Source organism: Phaeodactylibacter luteus, assembly GCF_007993045.1.
GTDB lineage: Bacteria > Bacteroidota > Bacteroidia > Chitinophagales > Saprospiraceae > Phaeodactylibacter > Phaeodactylibacter luteus.
In genome coordinates, this window is sequence record NZ_VOOR01000006.1 from 1 (window position 1) to 26,048 (window position 26,048).

The window sequence follows — 26,048 nt, forward strand, 5'->3', positions numbered from 1 at the left end:
AAGAAGCCGTAGACACAGACGATGAGACGGTGACTGCGGATCAGGAGCCCGCCCTCGCTTTATCGAAGACAGCTGCGCCACAGACATACACCGCGGTTGGGGATGAAATTGTCTATACCCTGGTCGTCACCAATATAGGCAATGTTACATTAGCCCCTGTAGTGGTGACAGACCCGCTCACAGGTTTGAGCGAGTCCTTTCCTACCTTACTTCCGGGCAGTTCAGAGACCATTTATACCTCATACTTTATCCAATCAGAGGACATCCAATCAGGCGAAGTGTTGAATACTGCTTCTGTAGCGGGGACTCCGCCCAATGATGGCCCTGAAGTAACCGATGAAGATGAAGAGGTAGTTACGTTGTTATATGCAGACCTGTCTTTGATAAAGGAGGTGTCTGATGTCAATCCGAACGTTGGCGACGTAGTGACCTTTACGATTACCCTTCAAAACAGTGGCCCTGATACGGCTACAGGAGTTGAAGTACGGGATGACGTGCCAGAAGGCTATAGCAACATCAGTGCTATTTCTGGAGGAGGTACGGTTGTTGGCAACACAATTACTTGGATTGTGCCCTCCATCGGGGCAGGAGCATTTCAATCCTTTACCTTCGATGCAGCCGTTGAGCCCAGTGAAGCAGCTGCTGACTATATCAACAACGCAGAAGTATCAGCCGCGGATCAGTACGATCCTGATTCCTCTCCAGGGAACGATGACGGAGACCAGAGCGAGGATGACGAAGATCGGGCCATCGTTGAGCCTATCTTTATTGATTTGTCGGTTGAAAAGTCAGTAAGCGACGCTACTCCAGATGTGATGACTACCGTTGTCTATACCGTTTCTCTTACAAACGCAGGGCCAGGTGTTGCAACGGAAGTTGCCCTTGAAGACATTATACCTTCAGGCATAGCCGATATTACTGGCATCTCTGGCGGAGGTGTGCTCAATGGCACCGTTGTCCGTTGGGAAAACTTAACCCTTGCAGCGGGTGAAACGCAAACCTTTAGCTACGAGGCAACAGTACTGCCCACGGGCAACTATACAAACACTGTACAGGTGGCCGAAGCTAAGGAGTACGACATAGACTCTACGCCCGGCAATGATGACGGAGACCAGAGTGAGGATGACGAAGACCGGGCAGTGCTCAGCCCAGAGGCCATTATCGATCTTGAGCTGGATAAAAACATCAACAACCAATTTCCGCTTGTCGGCGAAGTGGTGGCCTTCACTATTGACTTGTCCAACCAAGGCCCAAGTGTGGCAACCGGAGTGGCCGTCACGGATAAGCTCCCGAATGGCTACCTGTTCACAGAAGCCCAGCCCTCACAGGGCACTTACAATCCCAGCAACGGCAGGTGGAATGTAGGCACGCTGCCAGCAAATGGAACGGCTACGCTCACGTTGTATGCAGAGGTACGTATGACAGGGGATTATACCAACTTGGCTGAAGTAACTGCTGCCAATGAGCAAGATATTGATTCGGCCCCAGGCAATGGAGTGGATACGGATGGGGACGGACAGGTACAGAATGACCCTGGGGATGAGGACGATGGCGACGGTGTAATCGTTTCCCCCGAACGCCTGATCGACCTCGAACTGGTCAAAACGGTAAATGATGCGACCCCTGTTGCTGGCCAGACTGTAACCTTTGAAATCGCAGTTGCCAATGAAGGCCCGTTCATTGCGACCGGGGTGGAAGTGACCGATCTGCTCCCAAGCGGGTTCACCTTTGTACAGGCCTATCCTTTCAGCTACAACCCCACAACCGGGGTGTGGCCTGTAGGCAGCCTTGGGGCAGGCAGCAGCCGGAGCCTCTTTATTGACGCCATCGTTAATCCGGAGGGGGATTACCGCAATGTCGCCTTTGTATCTGCGGCTGATCAGCGTGATATGGATTCCGTGCCCGGCAATGGGGCAGACTCCAACGATAACGGCATGTTCCCATCTGAAGATGAGCATGACGAAGACGATGGGGACGATGTACAGATCATTATAGAACAGCTTATCGACCTAGAGCTTGAGAAGTCCGTAGCGCCAGCCAGCGCATTCACTGGGGATACGGTGTCCTTTACCATCACCCTTGTCAACCAAGGCCCAAGCCATGCCACAGGCGTGGAAGTAGCCGATCAGCTCCCCAGCGGTTTTGCTTTTCTCTCAGCGGCTCCCGGATATGATGCTGAGTCAGGTATTTGGATGGTTGGCAACCTACAGGCAGGTGAGAGCACAGAGCTGGTTATACAGGCCATAGTAAATGCTGCAGGCTCCTATCTCAACCTAGCGGAGGTGGCCGCTGCGAATGAGCCCGATATCGATTCTACGCCAGGCAATGGCGTCGATACCGATGGCGATGGCGATTTTACAGATGATAGCGGAGATGAGGATGATGGCGATGGTGCAGAACTGAACGTGCCCTGCGATATTTCAGCCTTGACCACCGATGTGCGCTGCGATGATAATGGAACCCCCGCTGATAGCTCGGATGATACCTACACATTCACCCTTACGGTAATGAACGAGGGGGGCGGCAGCGAGGGTTGGACTGCCGTATGGCAGGGGCAACAGCTTTCAGGTACTTATGGGGTGCCACAGGTGTTTGGCCCTTACAATATCGAGCAGACCGGCAACGTCACCTTCTTCGCCCGCGACAGCGATGACCCGAGCTGCCTTGCGCCAGCCGGAGCAATAGCACCTGCTACCTGCTCTCAGGATTGTGCAGTGACGCTTACTTCTGTAGAGACCTTCTGCGACGGCAACGGTACACCGGGCGACCCAACCGATGATGTCTTCTACTTCAACCTCGCGGCAGATGCTTTCAATGCAGGTGTCGGCTACCGGTTGTTTGTAGCGGGAGAACAGGTGCACAACTATGCAGTATTTGGCGGCCAGCCAGCACAGAACGTTGGCCCATTCCCGATCATTGGAGGAGCAATAGAGGTGACGATCTCTGCTGATGAAGTGACAGGGTGCGAGTTAGCCACGATGGTGGACCCTCCTGCAGCCTGCTCATTCGACTGTAGCATCACACCTCAGGTCGTCAATATCCGTTGCATGGACAATGGCACGCCCGCAGACGCTGCTGATGATCGGTTCTTTGCTGACCTGCTCATCACGGCAAACAACTCTGGCAGCAATGGCTGGGATGCCAGCAACGGCGAAACGGGATTCTATGGCGAGCTCATGACCACTCCGCTGTACCCCATCGCAGGAGGGCCGGTAAGCTTGTCGTTTACAGATAGTGAGAATGCAGCTTGTACAGCGGCTATTGCCCTCACTCCGCCGGCTACCTGCTCTGAACAGTGCCTGATTACTTCGGCTGAGGCCTCCAATGTCGTTTGTGATGATAATGGCACGCCAGCCAATCCAGCAGACGACACTTTTACCTTCCAGATCACGGTGGAGGGTGTAAACACTGCTGGCAGCTGGACCGCAGCAGGAGGGCAAAGCGGCTTTTATGGGCAGCCCGCTAGCTTTGGCCCATACGCAATTGCAGACTATCCGCAAGTGACTGTGCTCATTACCGATGGAGAGGACCTCTCCTGCACTCAAGCAGTGGAGGTGACGGCACCATCAGCCTGCTCGGATGCCTGTACAATTGATCTTATGGTCGCTCAGGAGCCATACTGCAGTGATAACGGCACCCCATCCGATCCTACTGACGATGTGTACTATATTGATGTGCTCATTTCTGGAAGCAACCTGGGCAACGGATGGTCCGCTATCGGCGATACGCAAGGCAATACGATTGGCTTGTACAATCAGGTAAGCACTTTTGGCCCTTACCTGCCAGGCCAGGAGATCAGCCTTGGTTTTACAGACAACAGCGCTCCGGCCTGCTCTGCTGTCTTGTCAAGGGCTATGCCGGCAGGGACTTGCTCGGACGTGTGCAACATCACCATCACCAATGTGAATACCCCTTGCCTGGACAACGGTACACCATTTGATGGTTCAGACGATCAGTACTTCGTTACCATGTATATTTCGGGCTCCAATACCAGCGGCAGTTGGAATGGGCCAGATGGACGGACAGGCCCTTACAACGACCCAGAATATTTTGGGCCATATCCCATTTCCGCAGGCATGCGTACCATCTCTATTGCCGATGCCGGCGATTCAGGCTGTAGCGCTACAGTTACGGTCATGCCGCCCCCACCTTGCGTGGACTGCAAGATTACTCCTGAGCTTATCGGCATGATTTGTGATGATAATGGCACCCCATCCGATCCTGCAGACGATCAGTATTATGCTGAGGTGACCGCAACGGGAGAAGGCAGTGCAGCAAGCACCTGGCGGTGGCGAATGGTGCCCGGCGGCACCTATCAGGCGCTTGCGCCTTATGGCGAAACAGCATGGGTAGGCCCATTCCCTATTGCTGGCGGCAACAAGACCGTCCGCATCAGCGATGGAGGGGACAACGGCTGTACTGCTGATCTGCTGTTAATAGCGCCAGCGCCTTGCGCCGTGCAGCCTTGTAGCCTTGCCGCTACGGTAGCCGGAGTAGTTTGTGAGGATAATGGTACGCCTACAGACCCTACAGACGACACCTTCAGTTTTGACTTCAATGTGGAGGCAGCCCATACAGATTTGACGGACTGGACGGCAATCATCAATGGGGAGCTAGTAAATGGCAGCCTAGGCACGACTGCACTGAGCGGCTTTGCTGTGGGAGAAGACCTCCTGATTACAGCGATCAACTTAGCCGGTGCGCCAGACTGCCAGGCTGAGCCTATTGTGGTAGAAGCTCCAGGCGCTTGCTCTGATGACTGCGCCATCGCTGCAACTGCTACAGCTCCGCAGTGCGATGACAACGGTACCCCATTTGACCCATCAGATGATACTTACCGATTTGTACTGACGGTGGCGGCAGTGAATAATGCAGCCACCGGATGGACAGCGGTGATCAATGGGCAAACCTATACGGAGCCTTACGGTAGCCTGTTGATTACGGGGGTCCCTGCTGCACAAAACTTGCTTATCCAGGGGCTGCACGCTATTGGAGACCCTAGCTGCCAAGCTGCTCCTATCGAGATAGCGGCGACCGGGGTATGCGCTGAGGACGCCCCATGCAATCTGCAGGCTACAGTTGTGGACGGCACTATCCTCTGCGACGACAACGGCACCCCCGGCAATCCTGCTGACGATAGCTTTACCTTCGGTCTTTTGGTAGAGAACAGCGGAGCAGGCACTTCCTGGATGGCTAATAATGGCACTACAGGGGCCTACGGGCAAGTAGCCACTTTTGGCCCCTTCCCCGCAGCAGATGCAGGCGGAACCCTGAGCTTTACAGTGGAAGATGCCGATCAGGAAAGCTGCGGGGTCTCCTTTGAGGTAGCGGTGCCCAATTGCACGAACGACTGCAACCTCGATGCCAATATACTGAACATGGCATGCGATGATCAGGGCACTGCAGATCCGCTAGATGATACTTATGCTTTCGACCTGGTCATCCATGGTTCGCATGTAGGTGAAACCTGGACAGCAGAAAATGGCACGGCAGGCACTTTTGGAGACACCATTAGTTTCGGGCCTTACCTCATTGCTGAGGGTAACGTTACCTTCAACGTAACGCCAGACGCTAATGACAACTGTGTCTTGACCGTTTTGGTAACGGCTCCTCATCCCTGCTCGGTGGCCCCTTGTGGCATATCGGCACAAGCCCTTGATGTAGCTTGCAACAACGCTGGGACACCAGAAAGCCCTGCTGACGATACCTTTACATTCTCAGTATTGATAGATGGGGACGATGTTGGTGCCAACTGGATCGCGTACAATGCAGCAGGACTGCCAGTGCAGTTTGGTTTGTTTGGGGTGCCAGCCCCGATCAATGCCAGTTACCTCATTGCAGAGGGGGATGCTTTAATTACCATACGCGACCTGTCCAATCCCGATTGCGAATTTTTACTCGAAGTGCCTGCGCCAGCTCCTTGTTCAGTAGCTCCATGCGAGATCTTGGCCCAGGCGGCTGCCAGTGCTTGCGATGACAACGGTACTCCTGCCGACCCTTCTGATGATACTTTTACCTTTACTTTGAGGGTGACAGGAGGCGGCGACTCATTTGTGTCTGAGCTGGAAGGGGTAGCCGGAGCATACGACACGACATATACCTTTGGGCCTTATCCCGTAGGGCAAGACCTTGCCTTCAGCATAGCAGATGCAGCACAGGATACCTGCACTGCCACGGTGGTGGTAGAGGCACCAAACGCTTGTTCTAATGTGGAGCAGCCCTGTGATATAGCTTCAGTCTCTGCCTTCAATATCAATTGTGATGACCAAGGCACAGCAGATGCTTCCGACGACCTGTTCACTTTCCAGCTGCTCGTGCTGTCCAACGGGGCTCCCGGGGGCACTGCAGGCTGGGCGCTCGACTTGGGCGGGCAGGCCATAACCGGGGCCTTTAACGAGCCATCAGTTGTCATTGAAGTGCCGGCCACTATTACAGGCGAAGGGGGCACGCTCTCTATACAAGTCTACGACGCCAATAGTACAGACTGTTTCCAAGCGCTCACCTTTTCCCTGCCTATTGCGCTACAGCTCGAATGCCCTGAAGATACCGATCAGGCCAGCCGGCTGCAAACGGTGCAGTACTTGGACGGTGTGCTGGAAGACAGCAGCCCTCAGCTGCATGCTTTATGCGAGCAGGTTGGAGGCGCAGCTGTAGGCAGCTTTATGGATACGGCTTCCTTTACCGTGGAGCAGGGTGGGGCATACACCTTTGTATTGTTCAGCGCCCTGCCTCAGGAAGATGGCTATGGTATGCTCTATGAAGGGCCTTATCAGCCACTCATGCCATGCAACAACTTAATAGACACTACCGCTGCATTGGAAGACGACTGGGCGCCTGTGCCACTTGGCGGCCTGGCTACCTGGCCAACTGCAGGTCTGGAGCCAGTACGCGCACTTACGGCACAGTTGAGCCCCAATGAGGTATACACCCTTCTGTCCACCACTATGCAGGCCGGTGCTCAGGGAGCTTATCGCTGGGTGGTATTCACCCAAGACGGAGGCTCGCTGCAATCAACTGTTCAGCCTGGTTGGCGTACAGACACTGCGACGGTAGCATACGGCCTTTTCTGTACTGATGTAGGCCACTTGCTGGGCAACTCCGTCAGCAGGGCTTATACCGGCGATGTTGAGCTTGAAGATTTCTGTGGCGTGGACAGCCTCTTCTTCAACGACCAGCTACTGGCAGATGGAGATTGCAGCGCTCAGGTCATCAACAGGACCTTTACGGTAATGGATATCCGGGGCAATACCTCTTCCTGTGCCCAAGAGATCACGGTGAAACAGCCGGAAGTGGGAGATGTACAGATGCCACGCCTATTCTCAAGGTACGATTGTGCAGACGAGTGGCTGGCTGATGCCAATGGCCACCCTCACCCACAGGCTAGCGGTTATCCTTATGTACAAGCTGCCTTTGGGGTACACACATTAGAGGAGCCCTATTGCAACCTGTCCGCAGTTTATACAGATGGCCCTGAGGTGGCTGAGTGTGCTGGCACTTACGCTTTCGAGCGTACCTGGTCCATCATGGACAGTTGCGAGCCAGATGGTGTGCGCACTTTCGTGCAAACCATTAAAGTAGGCGACTTCTCCGCGCCTGTAGTGAATTGTGCAACGGCTACGCACTACTGCCCAGTTTTGGAAGACGATATTATGCTCTTCCCCACAGACCCTTTCGACTGTTCTGCCACTATTGAGGTGCCGATGCCAGAAGTGGAAGATGCCTGCTCTGATACCTGGACGGTACTGACGGAAGTCTTGAGCGTACAGCCCGATGGGCAGGGCAATATGAACCTGGTGGCCTTGGATACACTGTTTTCCGGAGACTTGCGCCTGATCACTGGGCTGGAAATAGGGGAGTACAAGTTCCGTTATACCGTGACCGACGACTGTGGCAACACCACAGAGCAGCTTTGCCACTTCCGCGTAGCGGATCAGTCAGAACCGGTAGCCATCTGTACCAATGGGCTGAATGTATCTGTTGGTGGGTTTGGGCTGGCACGCCTTTATACTCAGCACATCGATGCAGGAAGCTACGACAATTGCGGGGTAGACAGCATCCGAGTGCGCAGGGTTTATGAACGTGACGAAGCAGATTGCTCAGGCCTGCCGGAGCCTGTCTATGGGCAGTGGGGCAGCTACGTTGAGTTCAGCTGCTGTGATGCTGGCACCTATGTGACGGTAGAGCTCAGGGTGGCCGATATACACGGCAACGTCAATATGTGCTGGACCGATATCTTGGTAGAAGACAAGACCCTTCCTACTTGTTACGGGCTGGAAGACGTAGCTGCTGATTGTAGCGATCTGCCAGCTGCGTTCGATCCTTACGACCTGCATCAGCTGGACAGCTTGTTCGGTACCGCCCATGTGATAGACAACTGTTCAGCGGAGACCGTTGAACTGGAGCCAATGGTTGCGCTCACATCATGTGGGGCAGGTACAATCACCCGCCGTTTCATTGCCATCGACCGAGTGGGCAATATCTCGGCAGATACCTTCCTGCAAGTGGTCACCTTAGGCGGGGCAGGCGGCTTTGATGTACGCTTCCCTGCTGATGTCAGGGTGGCCCCGGGGGGCTATCAGTCAGGCGATCTGCCGGTAGCAGGCCTTTGGGTCAATGGCTGCGATTCAGTCGGCATCACCTTCACAGATACCCTTGTGGCTGGGGGTGCGGCTGCTTGCGCCCGTATCCTGCGGACCTACGAGGTGACCAATTGGTGCACTTTTGACGGCACGGGAGCAGATACGCTGAGCCGTGACCCCGCTTGTCTTGGATTGCCAGGGCAAGCCCCAGTATGGCTGCTTAGCCGCCCAGGTGGCCTCTACGTGGACGCCGACAGCCTGGCGCTCAACAGCTTCCCTGAGGCCGGGGTGAGGGATACCCTGTGCAATGGGCAGACCAACCCGGAAGGTTATTGGCAGAAGGTGCCCAACACTGGGCGTTGGTACTACACCCAAGTCATCTATCTGGAAGACGGCAGCTTTGAGCCCTATGCCATCGTTTTCCCCAAAGACAGCCTGGTGTACAGTGCCGATCTTAGCGCTGACAGTGTACGGCTTTACGCCTCTTTATGTGATTCTGTGACGGTTAGCCACCGCGACAGCTTGGTGTACCACGGTGGGTATGCCTGCTATCAGGTATGGCGCACCTGGGAGGTGACCAACTGGGACGAATACGATGGCCTTTCAGGAGCAGTTGTCGTGGGCCGGAATGAAGGCTGTGATAGCCTGCCAGGCCTCGCGGAAGTCTGGGCCCACCGTCAGTTGGATACGGCCTACATCGATGCGGACAGCCTTTTTGCCAATGCTTTCCCGCTAGAAGGGGCAAAAGATACCCTTTGCGGCGGAGAGGGCAACCCGCAAGGCTATTGGAGAGGTGAGGCCTCAACCGGTCGCTGGCAATACACACAGGTGCTCTTTGTGCAGGATACAGCGGCCCCCGTCATCACCTTTACGGCTCCTGATGCATTCTGCAGCTTTGACGCCAACAGTTGCGCGGGGCAAGCCGAACTGGCCTTCACGGTGACAGACAGCAGTACGGTGGGGCAGTGGATGTCGCCAGAAGTGTCAGCCTTCTTGGATGAAGGCGCAGATGGCCTGCTCGATGGGGCAGTAACGCTGACCGGCGCTTACCCGAATTACAGGGTACAAGGCACTTTCCCAGCGGGCAGCCATGCCATTTATGTCGAGGCTGTCCGGGGGTGTGGAGAAATGGCTGCTGCCTGGATCCCATTCGAGATAGCAGACTGCTACGTTGCAGCGCCCCCATGCTACGATGCACTGGCCATTGAGCTGATACCGTTGGCCCCGGGTACTGATATAGATGGCGATGGGCAGGCAGATGCTGCCTACGCTGAGGTAACCATGGATTACCTCATGGAGGCCATGGATACCATTGCAGACTGTAATGGCCCGATCGCTCTTGGCATGAACCGTAGTGGAGAGGAGCCGGCGGCGGGCAACAGCTTGGAAAAGCTGATCCTTACTTGTCACGATGGCGAAAGTGTGGAAGTAGAGCTGTGGTCTTGGGATCAGGCGCAGAACCCTTATGCTCTACAGCCCGACGGCACCGTTGGCGGGCGCAACTACGACCGCTGCGTGACTACCATCCACATTCAGTCTGTGGCCGGGCTCTGTAGCCCTGCTCCGGTGCGCCCGGGTAATGAAGCAGGGCCTGTGCTTCCGGAAGGGCTTATGCTGGGGCAGAACACCCCTAACCCTTTCATGCAAGCTACGGCCATCCCATTCTACCTGCCAAAAGCAGGGGAAGCCCGGTTGACCGTGCGCGATATGCAAGGCAGGGTGGTCTTTAGCAAGGCTGGTTATTTCGAAGCCGGGGCACAGCAATGGGAATTGAGCCGGGAGGCGTTGCCGTCGACAGGGGTATTGGCTTACACCTTGCAGTTTGGCAGCGAGCGCCTTACGCGCCAGCTGATTATTTTGGAGTAAGTGTGAAACAGCCCGGGGGAGTCAACATTCATAAATCCTCCGGGTTCTATAGGCAACATGAAATCAGCAGAAGGCCCTGTGCCATCTGTCCAAGAATTGTGCATATTTGTTTTGTTGTGGGGGAGCCTGCCGCGTTTGGCAAGGCTCTCCTTTTTGTATACAGCTGTACTGCTGCTCCCCTTGTTTAAACCGTTATTTTGTAGTTATATGGCTTTCGCCAAAAAAGGATAGAGGGGCAAGGCTCCCCCTAGGTCAGGCATGAGCCAACATGTGGCGGGCTGGAGCTTCAGTAGGCTTGATGTGCAGGGGGGGGCTTTAATTATAAAATTCGGCCTAGCGCTGCGCAGGGGTTTAAGCCCGATAGGGCCGAGCGAGCAGCGAGCCCCGGAGCATAGCGGCACCTGCTGTTGGGCCATCCTTGCGGCAGGGGCAGGCCCCATCCCGTGAAGCAGGCTGGGCAAGCCAAAGAAAAGCCCATCTGGGTTGGCATTTGGGCAAAGGTGGGGCGTAGCCGTACTTTAAGCGCGTGTTGGGACTTTTGTAATCGGAAAAGAACTAAACTTGGGGTGTCAAGGATTTATGGCTTGAGGCACTAATTTTCGGCTAGAAGGCCAAAATCTCAACATCTCTAAGCGGGCCGTGCACTTCGGCTATTAGGGGCAATCTGGGCATATCGCCGCATTTCTTGATGATAGCGTCTATTGATTTTTTACTTTTGAGAAAAAGCCGTTCCATGCCCTATCCTAGCCAGCCATCTGCCTGCACCACAGAGCGGGCGGCACAAATCGTATCCACTTATTTCGGGAAGACAGCATCTTTGTGCCACCTTGCAGGAGAGTTTGACGCCACTTTTTCCCTTAAGGCAGCGGGAGCGCATTTGGGGGTGTTGAAAGTCAGCCAGTCATCGCAAGAGGCCTTAGGCTTTCAGGTGGAGCTGTTGCAATGGCTTAGCCGTCAGCCCTTGCCGTTCTCTCTTCCTCAGGCAGTGCCTGGCGAAAATGGTGCCTATTTGCAACAACTGAAAGAAGGAGGGGCGGCGTATCTGCTCACCTGGGTAGAGGGGCTGCCTTATGCTGAGGCGGGCTTAAAGGAGGGCCGGCTATTGCGGAGCCTGGGCCGGAGCAGCGGTCAGCTTGCCAAGGCCTTACAAGGGTTTGAACACCCTGGAGCGGAGCGGTACCTGAAGTGGGATATGCAGCACGCCACTTGGGTGAAGCCGCATTTGGAAGGAGCCGCGGAGCAACAGCTGTACCAATACTTTGAGTCGCATACCCTCCCCTTGTTCCCTCACCTCCGCCAAAGCGTAGCTTACTTGGATGCCAATGAGCACAACATCATGGTGCAGCCTGTTAGGGATGAAGTAGGGGTACATTGGAGCGTGTGCGGGTTCATTGATTTTGGGGATGCCGTTAAAACCTTTACTGTCAACGATCTGGCGGTAGCTCTGGCCTATGCGGTCATGGGGCAGTCAGCCCCGCTGTCTGCTGCACGAGAAGTGGTGAAAGCGTTTCACGAAGCCTTCCCCCTTACGGAAAAAGAAGTGGCGGCTTTGCCTGGGCTTATGGTTGCCCGCCTGCTCATCAGCCGGGCCGTGGCACGGGAGAACCTGGCCGAGCGCCCGGGGGAGGCTTACCTCCAAGTCAGCCAATCGGGTGCGGAAGCGGCTATAGCCCACTTGGCCCAACAACCGATGGCGCTTTGGCATTACGCATTCCGGGAAGCATGCGGTTGGGAGCCTTGCCCGCAAGCCCAGCCTTTCCGCAAATGGCTGGAGGGGGCCAAGCACAACCTTCGCCCGGTCTGCAGCCTGCCGGCCGATTGGGCCGCCCTCGATCTGAGCGTCGGCAGCACCCGCCTAGGCAATAATGCCAACTTTATGGCGCAGCAGGGGTTTGAGCACATCATTTCCCAAATGTTATCGGATGCGCAAACGGAATTTGGGCTGGGGGGGTACGGGGAGCCCCGCCCATTTTATACCACCGATGCTTACGAAGTAGAGGGCTTGGATGGCCCCCGCTGGCGGACGGTGCACCTGGGGCTCGACATTTGGGGCCCTGAGGCTACTCCCGTCTATGCGCCCCTCGATGGTACTGTGCACAGCTATGCCGATAATGCTGCAGACCGTGATTATGGCCCCACTATCATCCTGAGGCACGAGCCCATGCCTGGCCTCGTTTTCTTCACCCTTTATGGGCATCTTTCCAGGTCGTCGTTGAAAGGGCTGTACCCGGGCATGGCAGTCCGCGCAGGGCAGCAGATCGCGACCTTTGGGCCATGGGCGGAAAATGGGGGCTGGCCGCCCCATCTGCATTTCCAGATCATGCTGGACCTTTTGGGCAAATCTGGCGATTTTCCAGGCGTAGGTTTCCCGGAAGAATGGGGCATCTACCGCAGTATCTGCCCGAGCCCTGAGCCCTTGGCCGGGCTCGAAGAAGGCAGTACGCAGGCCGATACAGGGCAATGGGCTACACCGGTCATTTTGGAAAAACGCCGTTCTTTCACAGGCCCCAACCTGAGCACCGCTTACCGAGCGCCCCTGCACATAGTCAGGGGCTTTGGGCACTACCTCTACGATGAGACGGGGCGGCGCTACCTGGATACCGTCAATAATGTACCTCATGTAGGGCATCAGCACCCTGAAGTCGTCGCGGCGGTACAGCGGCAGGCCGGCATCTTGAATACCAATACCCGGTATTTGCATACGGGCTTGGTGCGCTATGCAGAAAAGCTGGCCGCCAAGCTTCCGCAGGGGCTGGAAGTGGCTTACCTCACTACCTCTGGCAGTGAAGCGAACGAGCTGGCCCTTCGCATGGCCCGTACCATCACCGGGCGCCGGGATGTATGGGCCATGGATCATGCTTACCATGGCCATACACAAGCATGTATAGACATCAGCGCCTATAAATTCAAAGGCAAGGGAGGGGGCGGGCAGCCACTGAGCACGTTTTTGCTAGCGGCTTTCAGTGAGGGCGTGGTGCAGGAGCTGAGCCGTTTAAAGCACGTATCTGCCCCCGCTGCTTTTATCAGCGAAAGCATTTTGAGCTGTGGAGGGCAGCTGGTGCCGCCCCCGGGGTACTTTCAAACGGTTTTTGAGGCGGTCCGGGCTGCAGGGGGGCTTTGCATCATGGATGAAGTACAAACGGGCTTTGGCCGTGTCGGCGAAGCTTTTTGGGGGTTTGAACTGCAGGGCGTAGTGCCTGATATCGTTGTATTGGGCAAGCCTATCGCCAACGGCTTCCCGATGGGGGCAGTCGTATGCACCCGGGAAGTAGCAGAGGCGTTCAACAATGGTATGGAGTTTTTTAGCACTTTTGGCGGCAATCCAGTAGCGTGCGCTGCCGCAGAAGCTGTCCTAAAGGTAATAGAAGAGGAGGGGCTGCAGGAAAATGCCCGGAAGATAGGGATGGTTTTGCGTAAGCGGCTAGAAGAGATACAACAAAAGGTGCCCTTCATCAGCGATGTGCGGGGGCATGGGCTGTTCCTTGGGGTGGAGCTGAGCCGGGGCGGGCAGCCGGCCCCGGAGGCTGGGAGCTATGCCATCAATGAAATGAGAAGGCTGGGCGTACTGATGAGCACAGACGGGCCCGCTCACAACGTCTTGAAAATCAAACCGCCCCTCTCTTTTGACGAGGCAGCGGCAGACCGCCTTTGTACCTATTTAGAAAAGGTGCTCTGTGCTTATCCGTACTAGAGCATGTAGCGCAACTGCCGAAAACGGCTTGGCTGTTCAGCAGCGTTTAGTGGGCTACCATTCCATATTAGGGTAGGCGCGCTGAACAAACTGCAGCTCCGCAAGGATGTAGCCTAAGTATTCGGTATGCATGCGGCCATCCTTGCCGCCAGACTGCATATAGCTGGGCTTGGGGCGGTTGAGGGTAGCCTCTTGCAGCACGGCGTTGAGGCGCTCATCGAAAGCAGTATGTACCTGTTCCAATGCCGGCGCTATTCCAGCTTCTGCCATCATCAGGTCTACTTCATCTGCGGTGGTCAGCTCGCCGGTATAGATAATGAGCTCGTCTACCGCATCTTGCATTTTCTTATGGCTCTCGGGGGTGCCGTCTCCGAGCCTGATGACCCACTCAGAACTATAGCGGAGGTGATAAGTGATTTCCTTTAGGGATTTTTCGGCAATGGCTTTGAGGTGCTCGTCCTTGCTTCGGGCCAAGCCCTGGTACAGCGGGAAGTTGAAAGCATCAAAGAAGAACTGCCGGACGATAGTATGGGCAAAATTTTCATTAGGCTGTTCCACAAGCAGGAGGTTGCGGAATTGCATCACATCGCGAGTGTAAGCCAACTGATCTTCTGTCCTGCCCTCGCCTTCTATTTGTGCAGCATATTGCAGCAGGCTTCGGGCTTGCCCTACCTGATCGAGCGCGATATTGGTCATAGCAATATCCTGCTCGAGGACAGGGCCGTGCCCGCACCATTCGGAAAGGCGGTGCCCAAGGATGAGCGCGTTGTCCCCTAAGCGGAGCAGGTATTCAAATGTGGCTTCTTTGGTAGTCATGGCGGTTGGTTGGTATGAAGGGCTGAGGAAACCGGGCAGGCCTTGGCCTGCCCGGTTGTGGTTTTCCTACATGTGCTTGATGTCGTCAGGCACATCATAAAAAGTTGGGTGGCGGTACACCTTGTCGTCTGCCGGATCGAACAACGATTCGCTTTGGTTAGGGCTTGAGGCAGTGATGTGCCCGGATTCCACCACCCATATACTCACGCCTTCGTTGCGGCGGGTGTATACATCTCGGGCATTCTCTATGGCCATTTCTGCGTCAGCAGCATGTAGGCTGCCCACATGCTTATGGCTCAGGCCATTTTTGCTGCGGATAAAGACTTCCCAGAGGGGCCAGTTTTTTTTAGTACTCATGGTTGATCAAAGATTGAGCTTGGGCCTAGTGCCTCAAGCCATAAATCCTTGACACCCCAAGTTTCGTTATTTTCCGTCTACTCTTCGTTAAAGAACCGCTCCTTTAGCTCGGGCTAAAGTCGCGAACCTTCGCCTTGATTAGCCGGAAAATAACTTCAACTTAAGTATCAGAGATTTATGACTTAAGGCACTAGTGGTTTGTCAAGGCTAAAACTAGGGGTTACCTGCGGCGGCTTTTGAGGCTACTCTTCGTTGGACAACCCCTTACGTAGCGCTGCTGTGCGCGGGAACATCCGCCTTGATTAGCCTCAAAATTCGCTCCCACTCAACCCATAAATTAACACTTGACAGACCACTAGCCCCAGGCTGAGTGTTTGCTTAAGCAACCTGCGTTTTTGCGGCAGCAGCTTCTTTGCGCTTTCTGCGCTTTTCGGCATAAGCCAAGGCTGCATCCCTTACCCAAGCCCCTTCTTCATGGGCTTTGCGGCGAGCTTTCAGCCGCTGCCGGTTGCAAGGCCCTTCGCCCTTGACTACCTGCCAGAATTCGTCCCAGTTGATTTCCCCGAACTCATAATGGCCGGTCTCTTCATTGAGGCGCAGGCTGGGGTCGGGTACGGTGAGGCCCAAAAATTCGGCTTGGGGCACGGTGATGTCCACAAAGCGCTGCCTGAGCTCATCGTTGGTGAAGCGCTTGATTTTCCAAGCCATAGACTGTGCGGTGTGCTTGGAGTCGGCATCATTGGGCCCGAACATCATCAGGGATGGCCACCACCAGCGGTTGAGCGCATCTTGCGCCATTTGCTTTTGGGTAGCTGTGCCGCGTGCCAGGGTGAGCATGATCTCGTACCCTTGCCGCTGATGGAAGCTCTCCTCCTTACATACCCGCACCATAGCACGTGCGTAAGGGCCGTAAGAGCACCGGCAGAGCGGCACTTGGTTCATGATGGCAGCGCCGTCTACCAGCCAGCCTATTGCGCCTATGTCTGCCCATGTCAGGGTGGGGTAGTTGAAAATGCTGCTGTATTTGGCTTTCCCGGTAATCAGTTCTTCGAGCAGTTCGTCGCGCTCAGCGCCTAAGGTCTCGGCAGCGCTGTAGAGGTAGAGCCCGTGCCCGGCTTCATCCTGCACTTTAGCGAGCAGGGCGACTTTACGGCGTAGCGAAGGTGCACGGGTAATCCAATTGCCCTCCGGCAGCATGCCTACAATCTCAGAATGGGCGTGCTGGGAAATTTGCCGGATGAGGGTTTTGCGGTAAGCCTCCGGCATCCAGTCTTTAGGCTCGATGCGCTCCTCCGCGTCAATGCGGGCTTGGAATTGGTCTTCAATGGTGTGGTTAGTTGGCTGGTCCATGTCGTCAGCAGGTAGTTGAGTCAGAGACGGCAATATAGCCTTGCAAGCACAAATATAAATGCCTACAGGGATAAAAACGAACATTTGTTCGTTTTTGTTCACTGCCCAACCATTGGCCACAAAATGCAGCAGCCTGCCCCTGAATAGGGCGCTTGGCTAAACCTTTTCTGCATCTTTGCTTTTGGTTAACCTGGGATATCTCGCCCCAAGCCATTTTTCTATACCAGAAGACAAAGGATGATATGAAAAAACGAATGATCACGCTGCTCTTCAGCCTTACAGCCATCGCACTTTGGGCCCAGCCCCCGGGCGTCCGCGGGCGGGGCGCAGCTCAAGGCCCTTCGATCAAAGGCAAAATCACGGGCACGGTTATCGATTCGGTGGCTCAGGCTCCAGTAGAGTTTGCCACCCTGGTCCTCAAGTCCGCAGCCGATGGCAAACAAGTGAACGGCGGCATTACAGATGATAAAGGCGAGTTTAAGCTGCAGGATGTGCCCAATGGCACTTATGAGATTCATTTGTCTTTTATAGGCTATACCGCTAAGGTGGTCAAAGGGGTGGTGCTGACCCCCGAAAAGCCGGACCGGGACGTTGGGGTGATATACTTACAGCCAGACAACATCACCCTAAGTGAGGTGGAAGTTACGAGCGAGCGGGCTTTGGTGGAGAACAAAATTGACAAAATCGTTTTCAACGCTGACCAAGATTTAACGACCATAGGGGGCGATGCCTCGGATGTTTTGCGCAAAGCGCCCCTGCTGTCGGTGGATATCGATGGCAACGTCTCTCTGCGGGGCTCTCAGAATGTACAGATCTTGGTCAATGGCAGGCCTTCTTCTCTGTTTGCACAAAACCCAGGGGAAGCGCTGAAGTCCATCCCGGCCGATCAGATCAAAAGCGTAGAAGTGATCACTACGCCTTCTGCCCGGTACGATGGGGAAGGCACTGCGGGCATCATCAACATCATCACCAAGAAAAAATCGGTCCAGGGTTTTACGGGGTCGGTGTTCACCAGCATTGGCACCCGGATCAACCGGGGCAGTGCAAGCCTGAGCGTATCGAGCGGGCGCTTTGGGCTCAATGCTACCGCAAGCGGCTGGGGCTCCTGGCCTAGGGACGGCTATTCGGAGTTTCTCCGGGAGGATTTTTCCGGGGATACCGTGCGCACCCTGGTCCAGAATGGCGACTCTGAAAGCCAGACTTTCGGCCCGCGGGGCTCGGTCGGGGCTTTTTACGACATCAACGCTTACAACAGCCTCAATACCTCCCTGACTTTCGGGGGCTTCGGCAGCATCAACGAGAGCGTGACCAATGCAGCCTTTACTGCCCCGATGGCAGGCATCGATCAGGCCTATAGCCGCCTAAACAGCGGGGAGAGCCTGCGGGCCAGTTTTGACTGGAACACGGACTACCGCAAGACGTTCAAAACCGAAGGGCAGGAGCTGATTTTTGCTTTCCAGTGGAGCGGCGCTCAGGGCAATCAGGACAACTTGGTACAGCAGGTTGGCAACAACGAATCCCTTGCTGTAGACGAGCGCAATGCGAACGACAGCTACAACAATGAGTACACCTTGCAGGCAGACTATGTGCACCCTTTCAATGACCGGGTAAAGATGGAAACCGGCCTGAAAGGCGTACTGCGCCGTATCGATAGCGATTCGCGTTATGAGGTGTACAATGCTAATGACGATGCCTACTTGCGCGATGCGAGCCGGTCCAATATTTTCCTCTACGATCAGGATGTGTACGCAGGCTATCTTTCATTCAACGTCAAGCTCGGGGAAAAGTATGGGCTCGTTGCAGGGGCAAGGTACGAGTACACCGACATCCGGGGCGATTTTGAGGACGAGGCGGCTGATGCCTTCACCAACGACTATGCGAATATCCTGCCTAGTATCATCCTCAGCCGGAAGCTCAAGAACTTTTCTACGGTCAAGGCCAGCTATGCGCGCCGCATTCAGCGCCCGAGCTTGTTTTTTGTCAATCCATTTGTCAACCTCAATGACCCCTTCAGCGTCACCACCGGCAACCCTTTGCTTTCTCCCGAGCTGACCGATCAGTATGAGGTCAACTACAGCACATTTGTAAAAGGGCTGTCTTTTAATGCTTCCGTCTTCTACCGAAAAACTGCGGATGTGATACAGCAGTTCCAGCAGGAGGTAGATGCAGAAGGTGTGTCGCGGACGACCTACCTCAACGTGGGCGAAAATCAGTCTATTGGTTTCAACCTCTTCACCTCTGCTACCATTGCCAAGCGGCTCACCCTCAGAGGAGGCGTGAACGTGTTCACTTTCGATACGGAAAGCGTCATCAACGGGCAGCGACTGAGCAATGAGGCAGTCCTGTTCAATGGCAACATCAATGGGTCGTTCGACTTTGGGAAGGGCTATAAAATGGAGGCATTCGGTTTTTACCGGGCACCCCGGCAGACCGTGCAGGGCAAGATTGCTTCCTTTTCCCTTTTCAGCATGAGCTTCCAGAAGGAGTTCAGCAAGCGGTTCAGCCTGGGCATCAATATGACAGAGCCTTTTATCAAGTTCAAGGAGTTCCCCAATGAGATCAGCGGGCCAGACTTTTACCAGCGCAGCACAAGCGCCGTGCTTTTCCGCTCGTTTGGGCTCAATATCAATTACCGTTTTGGCAAGCTTGATTTCCGGCAGCAGCGCCGGGGCAGCAAAATCCGGAATGACGATTTGAAAGACGGGGGCGGGGCAGAGTTTTAAGCTTGGCTTTCGCCAAAAAAGCAGTAGCGCCAATGCAGATCCTAATCTGCATTGGCGCTGCTTTTAGCGCCCGCCATGCGGGCAAAGTAGCCAAAGGTGCTGGCCCCAGCAGTGTTTATCCTTTAAACCAGCTGCTGTACATGATGTAGTTGTTGGCAATGCGGCCTACAGAATCTGCGAATGCCTCGGCACTGAGCGGTTTGACTTTTCGGGCGGGCACCCCCGCGTAGATATAGCCCGATTCCAAACGGCTGTTCTCCAGTACGACGGCCCCGGCAGCGATCAGTACGTTCTCTTCCACCACGGCGTGGTCCATTACGATGGCCCCCATCCCAATCAGGACGTTGTCGTGGACGGTGCACCCATGTACGATAGCGCGGTGCCCGATGGAGACATTATTGCCGATGGTAGTGGGCGCTCGTTCGTAAGTACAATGTATAATGGCGCCATCCTGCACATTCACCTTGTCTCCCATCCGGATTTGGTGCACATCGCCGCGGATAACGGCCTGAAACCATACGCTGCACTGATCCCCCATTTGTACATCCCCTACTACAGTGGCATTCTCAGCCAGATAACAATCATTGCCAAACTTAGGGGAGGTGCCTTTTACTGCTTTGATCAAAGCCATGACGAGATGATTTTGGTTGGGCTGCTAAGATAGTGTTTACAGTGCAGTGGAGAGCAGGTCTACGAAAAAGAAAGCGTAGAACATGAGCAGGACAACGCCTTCCCAGCGCGTTATTTTTTTATTGTTGGACATGATGCCGAAGAGCACGGTCATGGCTATCATAAGCGGGAGGTAGACGTCATTGATGTTGGCAGGAATGGTAAGCTCTCCAAAGAATGAAGGGATGCTCATTACGATGTAGGTGTTGAATATATTGGAGCCGAGCACATTGCCCACAGCGATGGAAGCTTTGCCGCGCCGGGCTGCGTTGAGGCTCACGATGACTTCCGGCAGGGAGGTGCCCAAGGCTACCGCAGACAAGGCGATGATCTCGGGGTTGATGCCGGCCATGGCTGAGAGTTGGCGGATAGCGAAAATGGTGTAGTCTGCCCCGAGGTATACCAGTACCCCGCCGAGCAGCAGCATAGCATAAACCTTCCAGTTGATGGTGGGCCGGTCCAATGCTTCTTCAGCATCTTCGCCTTTAAAGGAATAAGCCAGGAAAACTACAATCCCGACCAGAAACAGCAAGCTTTCAAATATGGAAAAGTGAAAATCCCGCAGCGTGAACCAAAGCAGGAAGGCAGAGCCCCACAAGAATGGCATATCTACATGCCAGATATTGTACTCCATCTCTATCCTGTTGACAACGAGTGCGGCCAGGCCCAGCACAAGGGCAATATTGGTGATATTGGAGCCTACTACGTTGCCAACAACAATTTCGGACTCCCCGCCTATAACGGAGGCAATAGAGGTGGCCAGCTCGGGCAGGGATGTGCCAAAGGCTACAATGGTCACCCCAATGATGAAAGGGGAAACCCCGAGGGAAAGGCCGATCTGCTCTGCAGCATCGATAAACCAATCGGAGGCTTTTAGAAGGACGGTAAGGCTTAAAATGAACAGCCCGGTGTATAGTGCTATATCCATATCCTGCTTTTACGGCGCGGGGAGGGGGCGCCATACAAGCTGCCCCTCCCGCTGAAGTGCCGCAAAAGTAAGGTATTCGCTCTGCCTTGGCAAGGCTTTAGTGTTGCCAGTGGCCGATTTCGCGGTTGAAGAGGTTCTCTTCTGCCTGCTCGGCTTTGAGCAGCAGCTCCCGGCCAGTATACAGGGCTTCAAGCCGGGCATCCTGTATATTGGAAACTTTGATCACGTGGCTGGCAAACTTGCGCATCTCAAAAAGGTCGGCCCAGCTCATAGGGCTGTGGTAGGTGCCATCTTGCGGCATGGGCATGCGGTGCAGTATTTGCCGGGCTTCAGGGAAGTAAACCCAGAAGAGCGGCTGTTCAAACCTTACATGGCCTTGCTCGTCCCGGTCTTCTACAATAGGGGCTATGCCCAGTATGCGCACCTGAAGGGAAGAGGAGCGGCTGTCGAAATACCATTGCTCCTTGAGCCGGTAGCGCACTACCGAGGCGGGGTCGAAGTCGTCTTGGACAACCTGATAAACCTCCCGCCCAAGGTCGAAATCGTAAACCGGGATGGTGTCTTCGCGGTAGAGGAGCTGTTGGAGCTCTTCGGCCTCCATAAGCACAGCAAAGGACTCAGATGCCGGGCTGAAAGCCCGAAGCTCGCCTGCTTCAATGGCTTCTAAAAGGATGGAAACGAGCGGAGCTTCGGGGTAACGGAATGGCAGATTGATTTTTTCTCGTGTATCAATGGTGCGCCATACGCGCTGCTCCCAAAGGATATCCGCCTCCCGGACGGGAGGGTAGGGGAGCTGCCGTTCTTCTGCCTGTAGGCGGCGTGACGTGATGTCGTCCAACGGCATTTGCTCGGGCTGGGCATAAGCCTGCAGGGTGGCCAGCGGCCACAGCAATAACAACCAATACTTCATTTCCCTTCATTTTGGAGGAAACCCAACCATAGGGGCGGGCATGGCACGGGCAGGGGCCGGCTGTGGCAATGCCGCCCTTTGGGAGAAGGCTTCCTGGTTTATGGATGGTTTTGCCTGCTTAATGCAGCAGGGCCCGAAGGTTACAGGGGCAGGCGGAAATGGGCAGGGCAGGAGGCTGTTTTAAGGCTGTTAAATTCATTAGGGGCAGCGGGCGGGCTTTGATTTTTCGTTACTTTACAGACATTATTTTTTTTAACTAGAAAGATATAGCGCGTATGCAGCCGCCATTCCACTTAGCGTTCCCCGTGAGCGACCTGGCTGAGACCCGGCAGTTTTATGAAGGCTTGTTGGGGTGTAGCATAGGGCGTACTTCAGAACGCTGGATTGATTTCAACTTTTTTGGGCACCAATTGTCAGCCCACCTGACTGATGAGCCGGCATCGGAGCCTATGGCCAACCCCGTGGATGGCAAGTCGGTTCCGGTAAGGCATTTTGGGGCTATTCTGGACATGCCCACCTGGGAAGCGCTGGCCGGAAAGCTGAAAGCGGCAAAGGTGGAATTTGTGATCGAGCCTTACATCCGTTTCAAAGGTGAGCCCGGAGAGCAGGCTACGATGTTTTTCCTCGATCCATCCGGTAATGCACTGGAGTTCAAAGCTTTTGCCGATAAAGCTAAAATTTTTGCTACAGCCTGAAAAACAGGTTGGCCCCAGCTACCCGCACAACCAAAGAGCCCAATGCCCCATTCGGCGGATTATAGCAGTCTGTCTCAGCTCAGCCGAGGTGCTGCAGCCCGGCATCGGTTATTTTAGAGATGCTATGTTAACATCCAAGCAGTTCTTTGAAAAAATTGCAGATTAGCACTACCGAAGGAGGTCATTCTTTCGAGAGTGATCATCCAGTGTAGGCAGGCATGGTGTCCTGCCTACCCCTCTTGCCCAACAGCCAGGGTTTTATAGTACGCTGGGTCGTAAGGCGTGTTGGGGCTTTAGTAATCGGTCTATCCCGCTAGACAGCGGGACACTTTTTTGTTTATACTTTGCCCCGAAAATCCTTCCCGCTTTTGTGTATCAAAAGCGGGACTTGGCTAAACTCCGGTTTTCGGGTCTCGTTTAATCAAAAAATGGCTTGAGGCACTAATTTTCGACTAGAAGGACAAAATCCCAACACGCTCTCTTAAGGAATAGCCAATTAGCCGAAGCAGGGCCTTCCCTACCGGCCACCATTCAATGTGCCATTGCCCACTTTCTGTTTTCGCAACGAGCAGGCGCCCCTCCAAATGGACTTGCAGGGGGTTGGACAAATAGGGGGCATATTGCTTGAGGGCATATAGGCGCCTGCCTCCGGCAGTTTTCAACAGGTAGTGCAGTGTAGGCAGGTTGGGGAAAGCGATGATGAGGGGGGAGCGCTCTTGCCCTCCTTCGAGAGAGATGGCTCCCTGAGGGCAGGAACAGGACAGATTGGCGGCTGCCTGAAGCGTAGTAGTGGGCATAATGAGAAGACTTGGCAAAGGAGGGCAGCCAAACGCTGCCCTGCTTTGGGATGATGAAGGCCAGCCCCGTTAAAAAGAGGCCGGCAGGCGTCATGATTGGCCAATTATGATTTTTCCTTGGTCGTCACGCGTAGGGTGCCATTCATTTTCCATTTGGCATGCGCTGCATCCGCTGCCGTGCTGCTGGGCACATGCAGCTCAAAATCGTCAAAATGATAGCTGATTTCCGCATCGCGGCCTGTCAGTTGTTCAAAAAGGCCAATGGCCAGCTCGGGCCAGTTTTTTGTGTCCTTGCTCATGATCAAGCTTAAATTTAGTTTTCTAATGCATTGGTTCTGAATGCCATCGGCATCAGCTGTTCAATATCAGAACGGCATAAGGGGCTCAATGTTTACCCACAGGCCTTTGGTTTTCGCGGCGGTAGACCAGCTGAAAGCCGAGCGCAGCCAGTACGGTAATGCCCGCAATGACATACCAGAGGGCAGGAAAACCCCATATCCCCGCCATTTGCAGCCCAATATTGGGTGCCAGGATGTGCGAGAGGGAGTAGGTCGTTGAAAAGAGGGACATGTACGCGCCCCGGTTGTGGCGCCCCGCGAAGCCTATGGCCCTTGTCGACAGAAAAGGCAGGCTGAACATTTCCCCGAAAGTCAGCAGCAGCATGCTCGCCAGAGCGATGCCAGGCCAGGGGCCGAAGGCATTGAACAATAAAAATGCGGCCCCGATCAAAAGGGTGCCGAAACTGATGATCTTTAATGCGGGCACCCGCTTTTCCAAAATGAAGATCAATGGCATTTCCAACAACCCGATGGTAAGCCCGTTCAGCGCGAGCAAAGCGCCAATCTGGCCTTCATTGAGGAATACCTCCTGCTTGAGGAATACCGGGAAGGCAGAAAATAGCTGCATGAATGCCAGCCCGTTGAGCAGGGTCAGGAACAAGAACAGCAGATAGGGCTTATCGTGGTATACGCTCCGGGGAAGCGCTTTTACTGCGCCTTCCTCTGTTCCGCCCTCCTCCTCTTCTTCTGCAAAGCGGGGGGGCAGAGCAAAGCGGAAAATAATGGCTGCTGCTATGCACGTCAGCCCGTCTGCCCAAAACAAAAAGTGATAGCCGTAATGAATGGCCAGGAAGCCCCCCAAAGCAGGCCCAACGGCCCAGCCCAGGTTGATGGCCATGCGCAGCAGGGCAATTGCCCGGGTACGGTTTTCTGCCCGGCTGTAGGCAGCGATAGCTGTAAAATTTGCAGGCCGGAAGGCATCAGCAATGGTGGTGCTGACAAAGACGGCCAGGCACATAGCGTAAAAAGAGGTGAACAGGCTCAGGGCAATGAAGGAGAAACCGCTCAGCAGCAGCGCCCAAAACTGTACCTGATAGAACCCCACCCGGTCAGAGAGCTTCCCCCCAATCAGTGAGCCTGCTACGGAGCCTGCCCCAAAACTGCTCATGACCCATCCGGTCTGTGCCAGGCTAAAGCCCAGCTGCTGGGTCAGGTAAACCGAAAGGAAGGGGATCACCATCGTGCCGGCACGGTTGATGAGCATGACGCCAGAAAGGAGCCATATCTCTCGGGAAAGGCCGCTGAAGGATTCGCGGTACAGGCCGAAGGCTTTACTGAACATGGTATTCTGATTTTGTAGGCCAAAAGCAAGTCTAGAGAATACCGCATCCTGCAGGAAATAGTTCCTGCCTGTAGGTAAAAGGGAAATAAGCCCTCAAAGGGCGCACCTGATTGTCGTTTTTTGGGCTTGCCCCCTCCGCAAGGATAGGGGCCTGCCCCTGCCTGAGGGCAGGTGCCGCTATGCTGCGGGGCTCGCTGTCCGCTCGGCCTTATCAGGCCTGCCGCCCCTTCGCAGCGCTAGGCCGATGCCTGGCTAAAGCCCGGAAAGCATAGCTTAGTTTTCGCCCCCTCAAAAAGGGTAGCGCTGTAGCAAAATCGGGGGAAAACCATTGTGGGCTTGCAGGGCCATCTATGCCCTGTGCTGTGAGGGCGCTCGGCGCAGCTTTGACGGAAAAGCCCCGCTCGGGCTAGTCCCGGTCTTCGTACCATTTGTCGTCAGACAAGGTGTGGGGGCTCTCATCGTCGGCGCGCAAAATGACGTAGGCTTGCAAGATGAGCAGGGCTGGCACAAAGAGCACCCCCAGGCCGATGACCCACTTGGCAGGATAAAGGAACATCAGCAGGAGGGCGAGGGAGAGGGCGATGAAAATCCACGCAGTGACCGGCTTGTAGTGCATGTTCAGCTTGTTGTGCCCCTGCGCTGCAGGGGTGGTGAAAGGGGATATGGCTTAGCGCCTCAAAGCGCGCAGATACGGTCCCCTTGCAGGCAATAGGAAAAGGCGTTAGGCTGCGGCTTCTATTTCGTCCAGCTCTTGGGCGGCATCCCGCCAGCTGCCCCCATTGTACACTTCCTCAAAACCGAGGGCTTTGAGCGAGAGCGCTACCAGCCCGGAGCGGTAGCCTTCTTCGCAGAACAAAATCCAAGGGCGGGGCAGCTCCTGTAGTTCATCGAGGTAGTAGAGGTGGATATCCCAAGGGATGTTTACCGCCCCGGGGATGTGGTTTAGGTCGTATTCTTCGCGGTTGCGGACGTCAACTAGGGTGCCGTGCTGTAGGTTTTGGATATCTCGTAGCCACATGACTTTTGTTTTTGAGTGGGAAAAAAGGG

General features: G+C 54.9%; 15 protein-coding genes. 4 read left to right on the forward strand and 11 right to left on the reverse strand.

The window, feature by feature from the left end:
* Positions 1–29: 29 nt before the first annotated feature.
* Together FRY97_RS03950 and FRY97_RS03955 are read left to right on the forward strand one after the other, a co-directional pair.
* The gene (locus FRY97_RS03950) at positions 30–10,445 is read left to right on the forward strand and encodes a DUF7507 domain-containing protein (protein WP_211356804.1); all 10,416 of its coding nucleotides are present in this window, start codon (positions 30–32) and stop codon (positions 10,443–10,445) included.
* Positions 10,446–11,178: 733 nt separating this feature from the next.
* Positions 11,179–14,136: an aminotransferase class III-fold pyridoxal phosphate-dependent enzyme gene (locus tag FRY97_RS03955; protein WP_147166135.1), complete on the forward strand. Its 2,958-nt coding sequence runs from the start codon at positions 11,179–11,181 to the stop codon at positions 14,134–14,136.
* Between the two features lie 54 nt (positions 14,137–14,190).
* On the opposite strand, the gene paaC is transcribed toward FRY97_RS03955, so the two are convergent.
* From paaC to paaA, 3 genes are all read right to left on the reverse strand, one after another.
* Positions 14,191–14,952, reverse strand: a complete 762-nt coding sequence (paaC, locus tag FRY97_RS03960; protein ID WP_147166136.1) for a 1,2-phenylacetyl-CoA epoxidase subunit PaaC — start codon at positions 14,950–14,952, stop codon at positions 14,191–14,193.
* 66 nt (positions 14,953–15,018) lie between these two features.
* Complete coding sequence (gene paaB / locus FRY97_RS03965; RefSeq protein WP_147166137.1) at positions 15,019–15,309, reverse strand: 1,2-phenylacetyl-CoA epoxidase subunit PaaB; 291 nt, start codon at positions 15,307–15,309, stop codon at positions 15,019–15,021.
* Positions 15,310–15,687: 378 nt separating this feature from the next.
* Positions 15,688–16,659: a 1,2-phenylacetyl-CoA epoxidase subunit PaaA gene (gene paaA, locus FRY97_RS03970; RefSeq protein ID WP_147166138.1), complete on the reverse strand. Its 972-nt coding sequence runs from the start codon at positions 16,657–16,659 to the stop codon at positions 15,688–15,690.
* Between the two features lie 242 nt (positions 16,660–16,901).
* On the opposite strand from paaA, the gene FRY97_RS03975 reads away from it, so the two are divergent.
* Positions 16,902–19,382 carry a TonB-dependent receptor domain-containing protein gene (locus tag FRY97_RS03975; protein WP_147166139.1) on the forward strand — a complete coding sequence of 827 codons (2,481 nt, stop codon included), beginning with the start codon at positions 16,902–16,904 and terminating at the stop codon, positions 19,380–19,382.
* Between the two features lie 115 nt (positions 19,383–19,497).
* On the opposite strand, the gene FRY97_RS03980 is transcribed toward FRY97_RS03975, so the two are convergent.
* From FRY97_RS03980 to porN, 3 genes are all read right to left on the reverse strand, one after another.
* Positions 19,498–20,013, reverse strand: coding sequence for a gamma carbonic anhydrase family protein (locus tag FRY97_RS03980; RefSeq protein ID WP_147166140.1), 516 nt, complete (start codon positions 20,011–20,013; stop codon positions 19,498–19,500).
* A gap of 36 nt (positions 20,014–20,049) precedes the next feature.
* On the reverse strand, positions 20,050–20,979 hold the full coding sequence (locus FRY97_RS03985) for a calcium/sodium antiporter (RefSeq protein WP_147166141.1): 930 nt from the start codon (positions 20,977–20,979) through the stop codon (positions 20,050–20,052).
* A gap of 97 nt (positions 20,980–21,076) precedes the next feature.
* The gene (gene porN / locus FRY97_RS03990) at positions 21,077–21,889 is read right to left on the reverse strand and encodes a type IX secretion system ring subunit PorN/GldN (RefSeq protein WP_147166142.1); all 813 of its coding nucleotides are present in this window, start codon (positions 21,887–21,889) and stop codon (positions 21,077–21,079) included.
* A gap of 275 nt (positions 21,890–22,164) precedes the next feature.
* Between porN and FRY97_RS03995 the strand changes: the two genes are divergently transcribed.
* Positions 22,165–22,584 (forward strand): VOC family protein, encoded by a 420-nt coding sequence (locus FRY97_RS03995; protein WP_147166143.1) that lies wholly within the window; start codon positions 22,165–22,167, stop codon positions 22,582–22,584.
* 452 nt (positions 22,585–23,036) lie between these two features.
* Here the strand turns inward: FRY97_RS03995 and FRY97_RS04000 are convergent, their stop codons facing one another.
* From FRY97_RS04000 to FRY97_RS04020, 5 genes are all read right to left on the reverse strand, one after another.
* Positions 23,037–23,381, reverse strand: a complete 345-nt coding sequence (locus tag FRY97_RS04000) for a hypothetical protein (protein ID WP_147166144.1) — start codon at positions 23,379–23,381, stop codon at positions 23,037–23,039.
* A 104-nt stretch (positions 23,382–23,485) separates the two neighbouring features.
* Positions 23,486–23,680 carry a hypothetical protein gene (locus FRY97_RS04005; RefSeq protein ID WP_147166145.1) on the reverse strand — a complete coding sequence of 65 codons (195 nt, stop codon included), beginning with the start codon at positions 23,678–23,680 and terminating at the stop codon, positions 23,486–23,488.
* 85 nt (positions 23,681–23,765) lie between these two features.
* Positions 23,766–25,001, reverse strand: a complete 1,236-nt coding sequence (locus FRY97_RS04010) for an MFS transporter (RefSeq protein WP_147166146.1) — start codon at positions 24,999–25,001, stop codon at positions 23,766–23,768.
* A gap of 406 nt (positions 25,002–25,407) precedes the next feature.
* Positions 25,408–25,617, reverse strand: coding sequence for a hypothetical protein (locus tag FRY97_RS04015; RefSeq protein ID WP_147166147.1), 210 nt, complete (start codon positions 25,615–25,617; stop codon positions 25,408–25,410).
* Between the two features lie 105 nt (positions 25,618–25,722).
* Positions 25,723–26,019 carry a rhodanese-like domain-containing protein gene (locus FRY97_RS04020; RefSeq protein WP_147166148.1) on the reverse strand — a complete coding sequence of 99 codons (297 nt, stop codon included), beginning with the start codon at positions 26,017–26,019 and terminating at the stop codon, positions 25,723–25,725.
* Positions 26,020–26,048 lie beyond the last annotated feature (29 nt).

Excerpts from the sequence above, each read along its gene's own strand:
- FRY97_RS04020 (WP_147166148.1), bottom strand. The coding sequence starts at position 26,019 with ATGTGGCTACGAGATATCCAAAACCTACAGCACGGCACCCTAGTTGAC.
- paaC (WP_147166136.1), bottom strand. The coding sequence starts at position 14,952 with ATGACTACCAAAGAAGCCACATTTGAATACCTGCTCCGCTTAGGGGAC.
- FRY97_RS03985 (WP_147166141.1), bottom strand. The coding sequence starts at position 20,979 with ATGGATATAGCACTATACACCGGGCTGTTCATTTTAAGCCTTACCGTC.
- FRY97_RS04000 (WP_147166144.1), bottom strand. The coding sequence starts at position 23,381 with ATGCCCACTACTACGCTTCAGGCAGCCGCCAATCTGTCCTGTTCCTGC.
- FRY97_RS04005 (WP_147166145.1), bottom strand. The coding sequence starts at position 23,680 with ATGAGCAAGGACACAAAAAACTGGCCCGAGCTGGCCATTGGCCTTTTT.
- FRY97_RS03995 (WP_147166143.1), top strand. The coding sequence starts at position 22,165 with ATGCAGCCGCCATTCCACTTAGCGTTCCCCGTGAGCGACCTGGCTGAG.
- FRY97_RS03975 (WP_147166139.1), top strand. The coding sequence starts at position 16,902 with ATGAAAAAACGAATGATCACGCTGCTCTTCAGCCTTACAGCCATCGCA.
- paaB (WP_147166137.1), bottom strand. The coding sequence starts at position 15,309 with ATGAGTACTAAAAAAAACTGGCCCCTCTGGGAAGTCTTTATCCGCAGC.
- FRY97_RS04010 (WP_147166146.1), bottom strand. The coding sequence starts at position 25,001 with ATGTTCAGTAAAGCCTTCGGCCTGTACCGCGAATCCTTCAGCGGCCTT.
- paaA (WP_147166138.1), bottom strand. The coding sequence starts at position 16,659 with ATGGACCAGCCAACTAACCACACCATTGAAGACCAATTCCAAGCCCGC.
- FRY97_RS03980 (WP_147166140.1), bottom strand. The coding sequence starts at position 20,013 with ATGGCTTTGATCAAAGCAGTAAAAGGCACCTCCCCTAAGTTTGGCAAT.
- FRY97_RS03955 (WP_147166135.1), top strand. The coding sequence starts at position 11,179 with ATGCCCTATCCTAGCCAGCCATCTGCCTGCACCACAGAGCGGGCGGCA.
- porN (WP_147166142.1), bottom strand. The coding sequence starts at position 21,889 with ATGAAGTATTGGTTGTTATTGCTGTGGCCGCTGGCCACCCTGCAGGCT.
- FRY97_RS04015 (WP_147166147.1), bottom strand. The coding sequence starts at position 25,617 with ATGCACTACAAGCCGGTCACTGCGTGGATTTTCATCGCCCTCTCCCTC.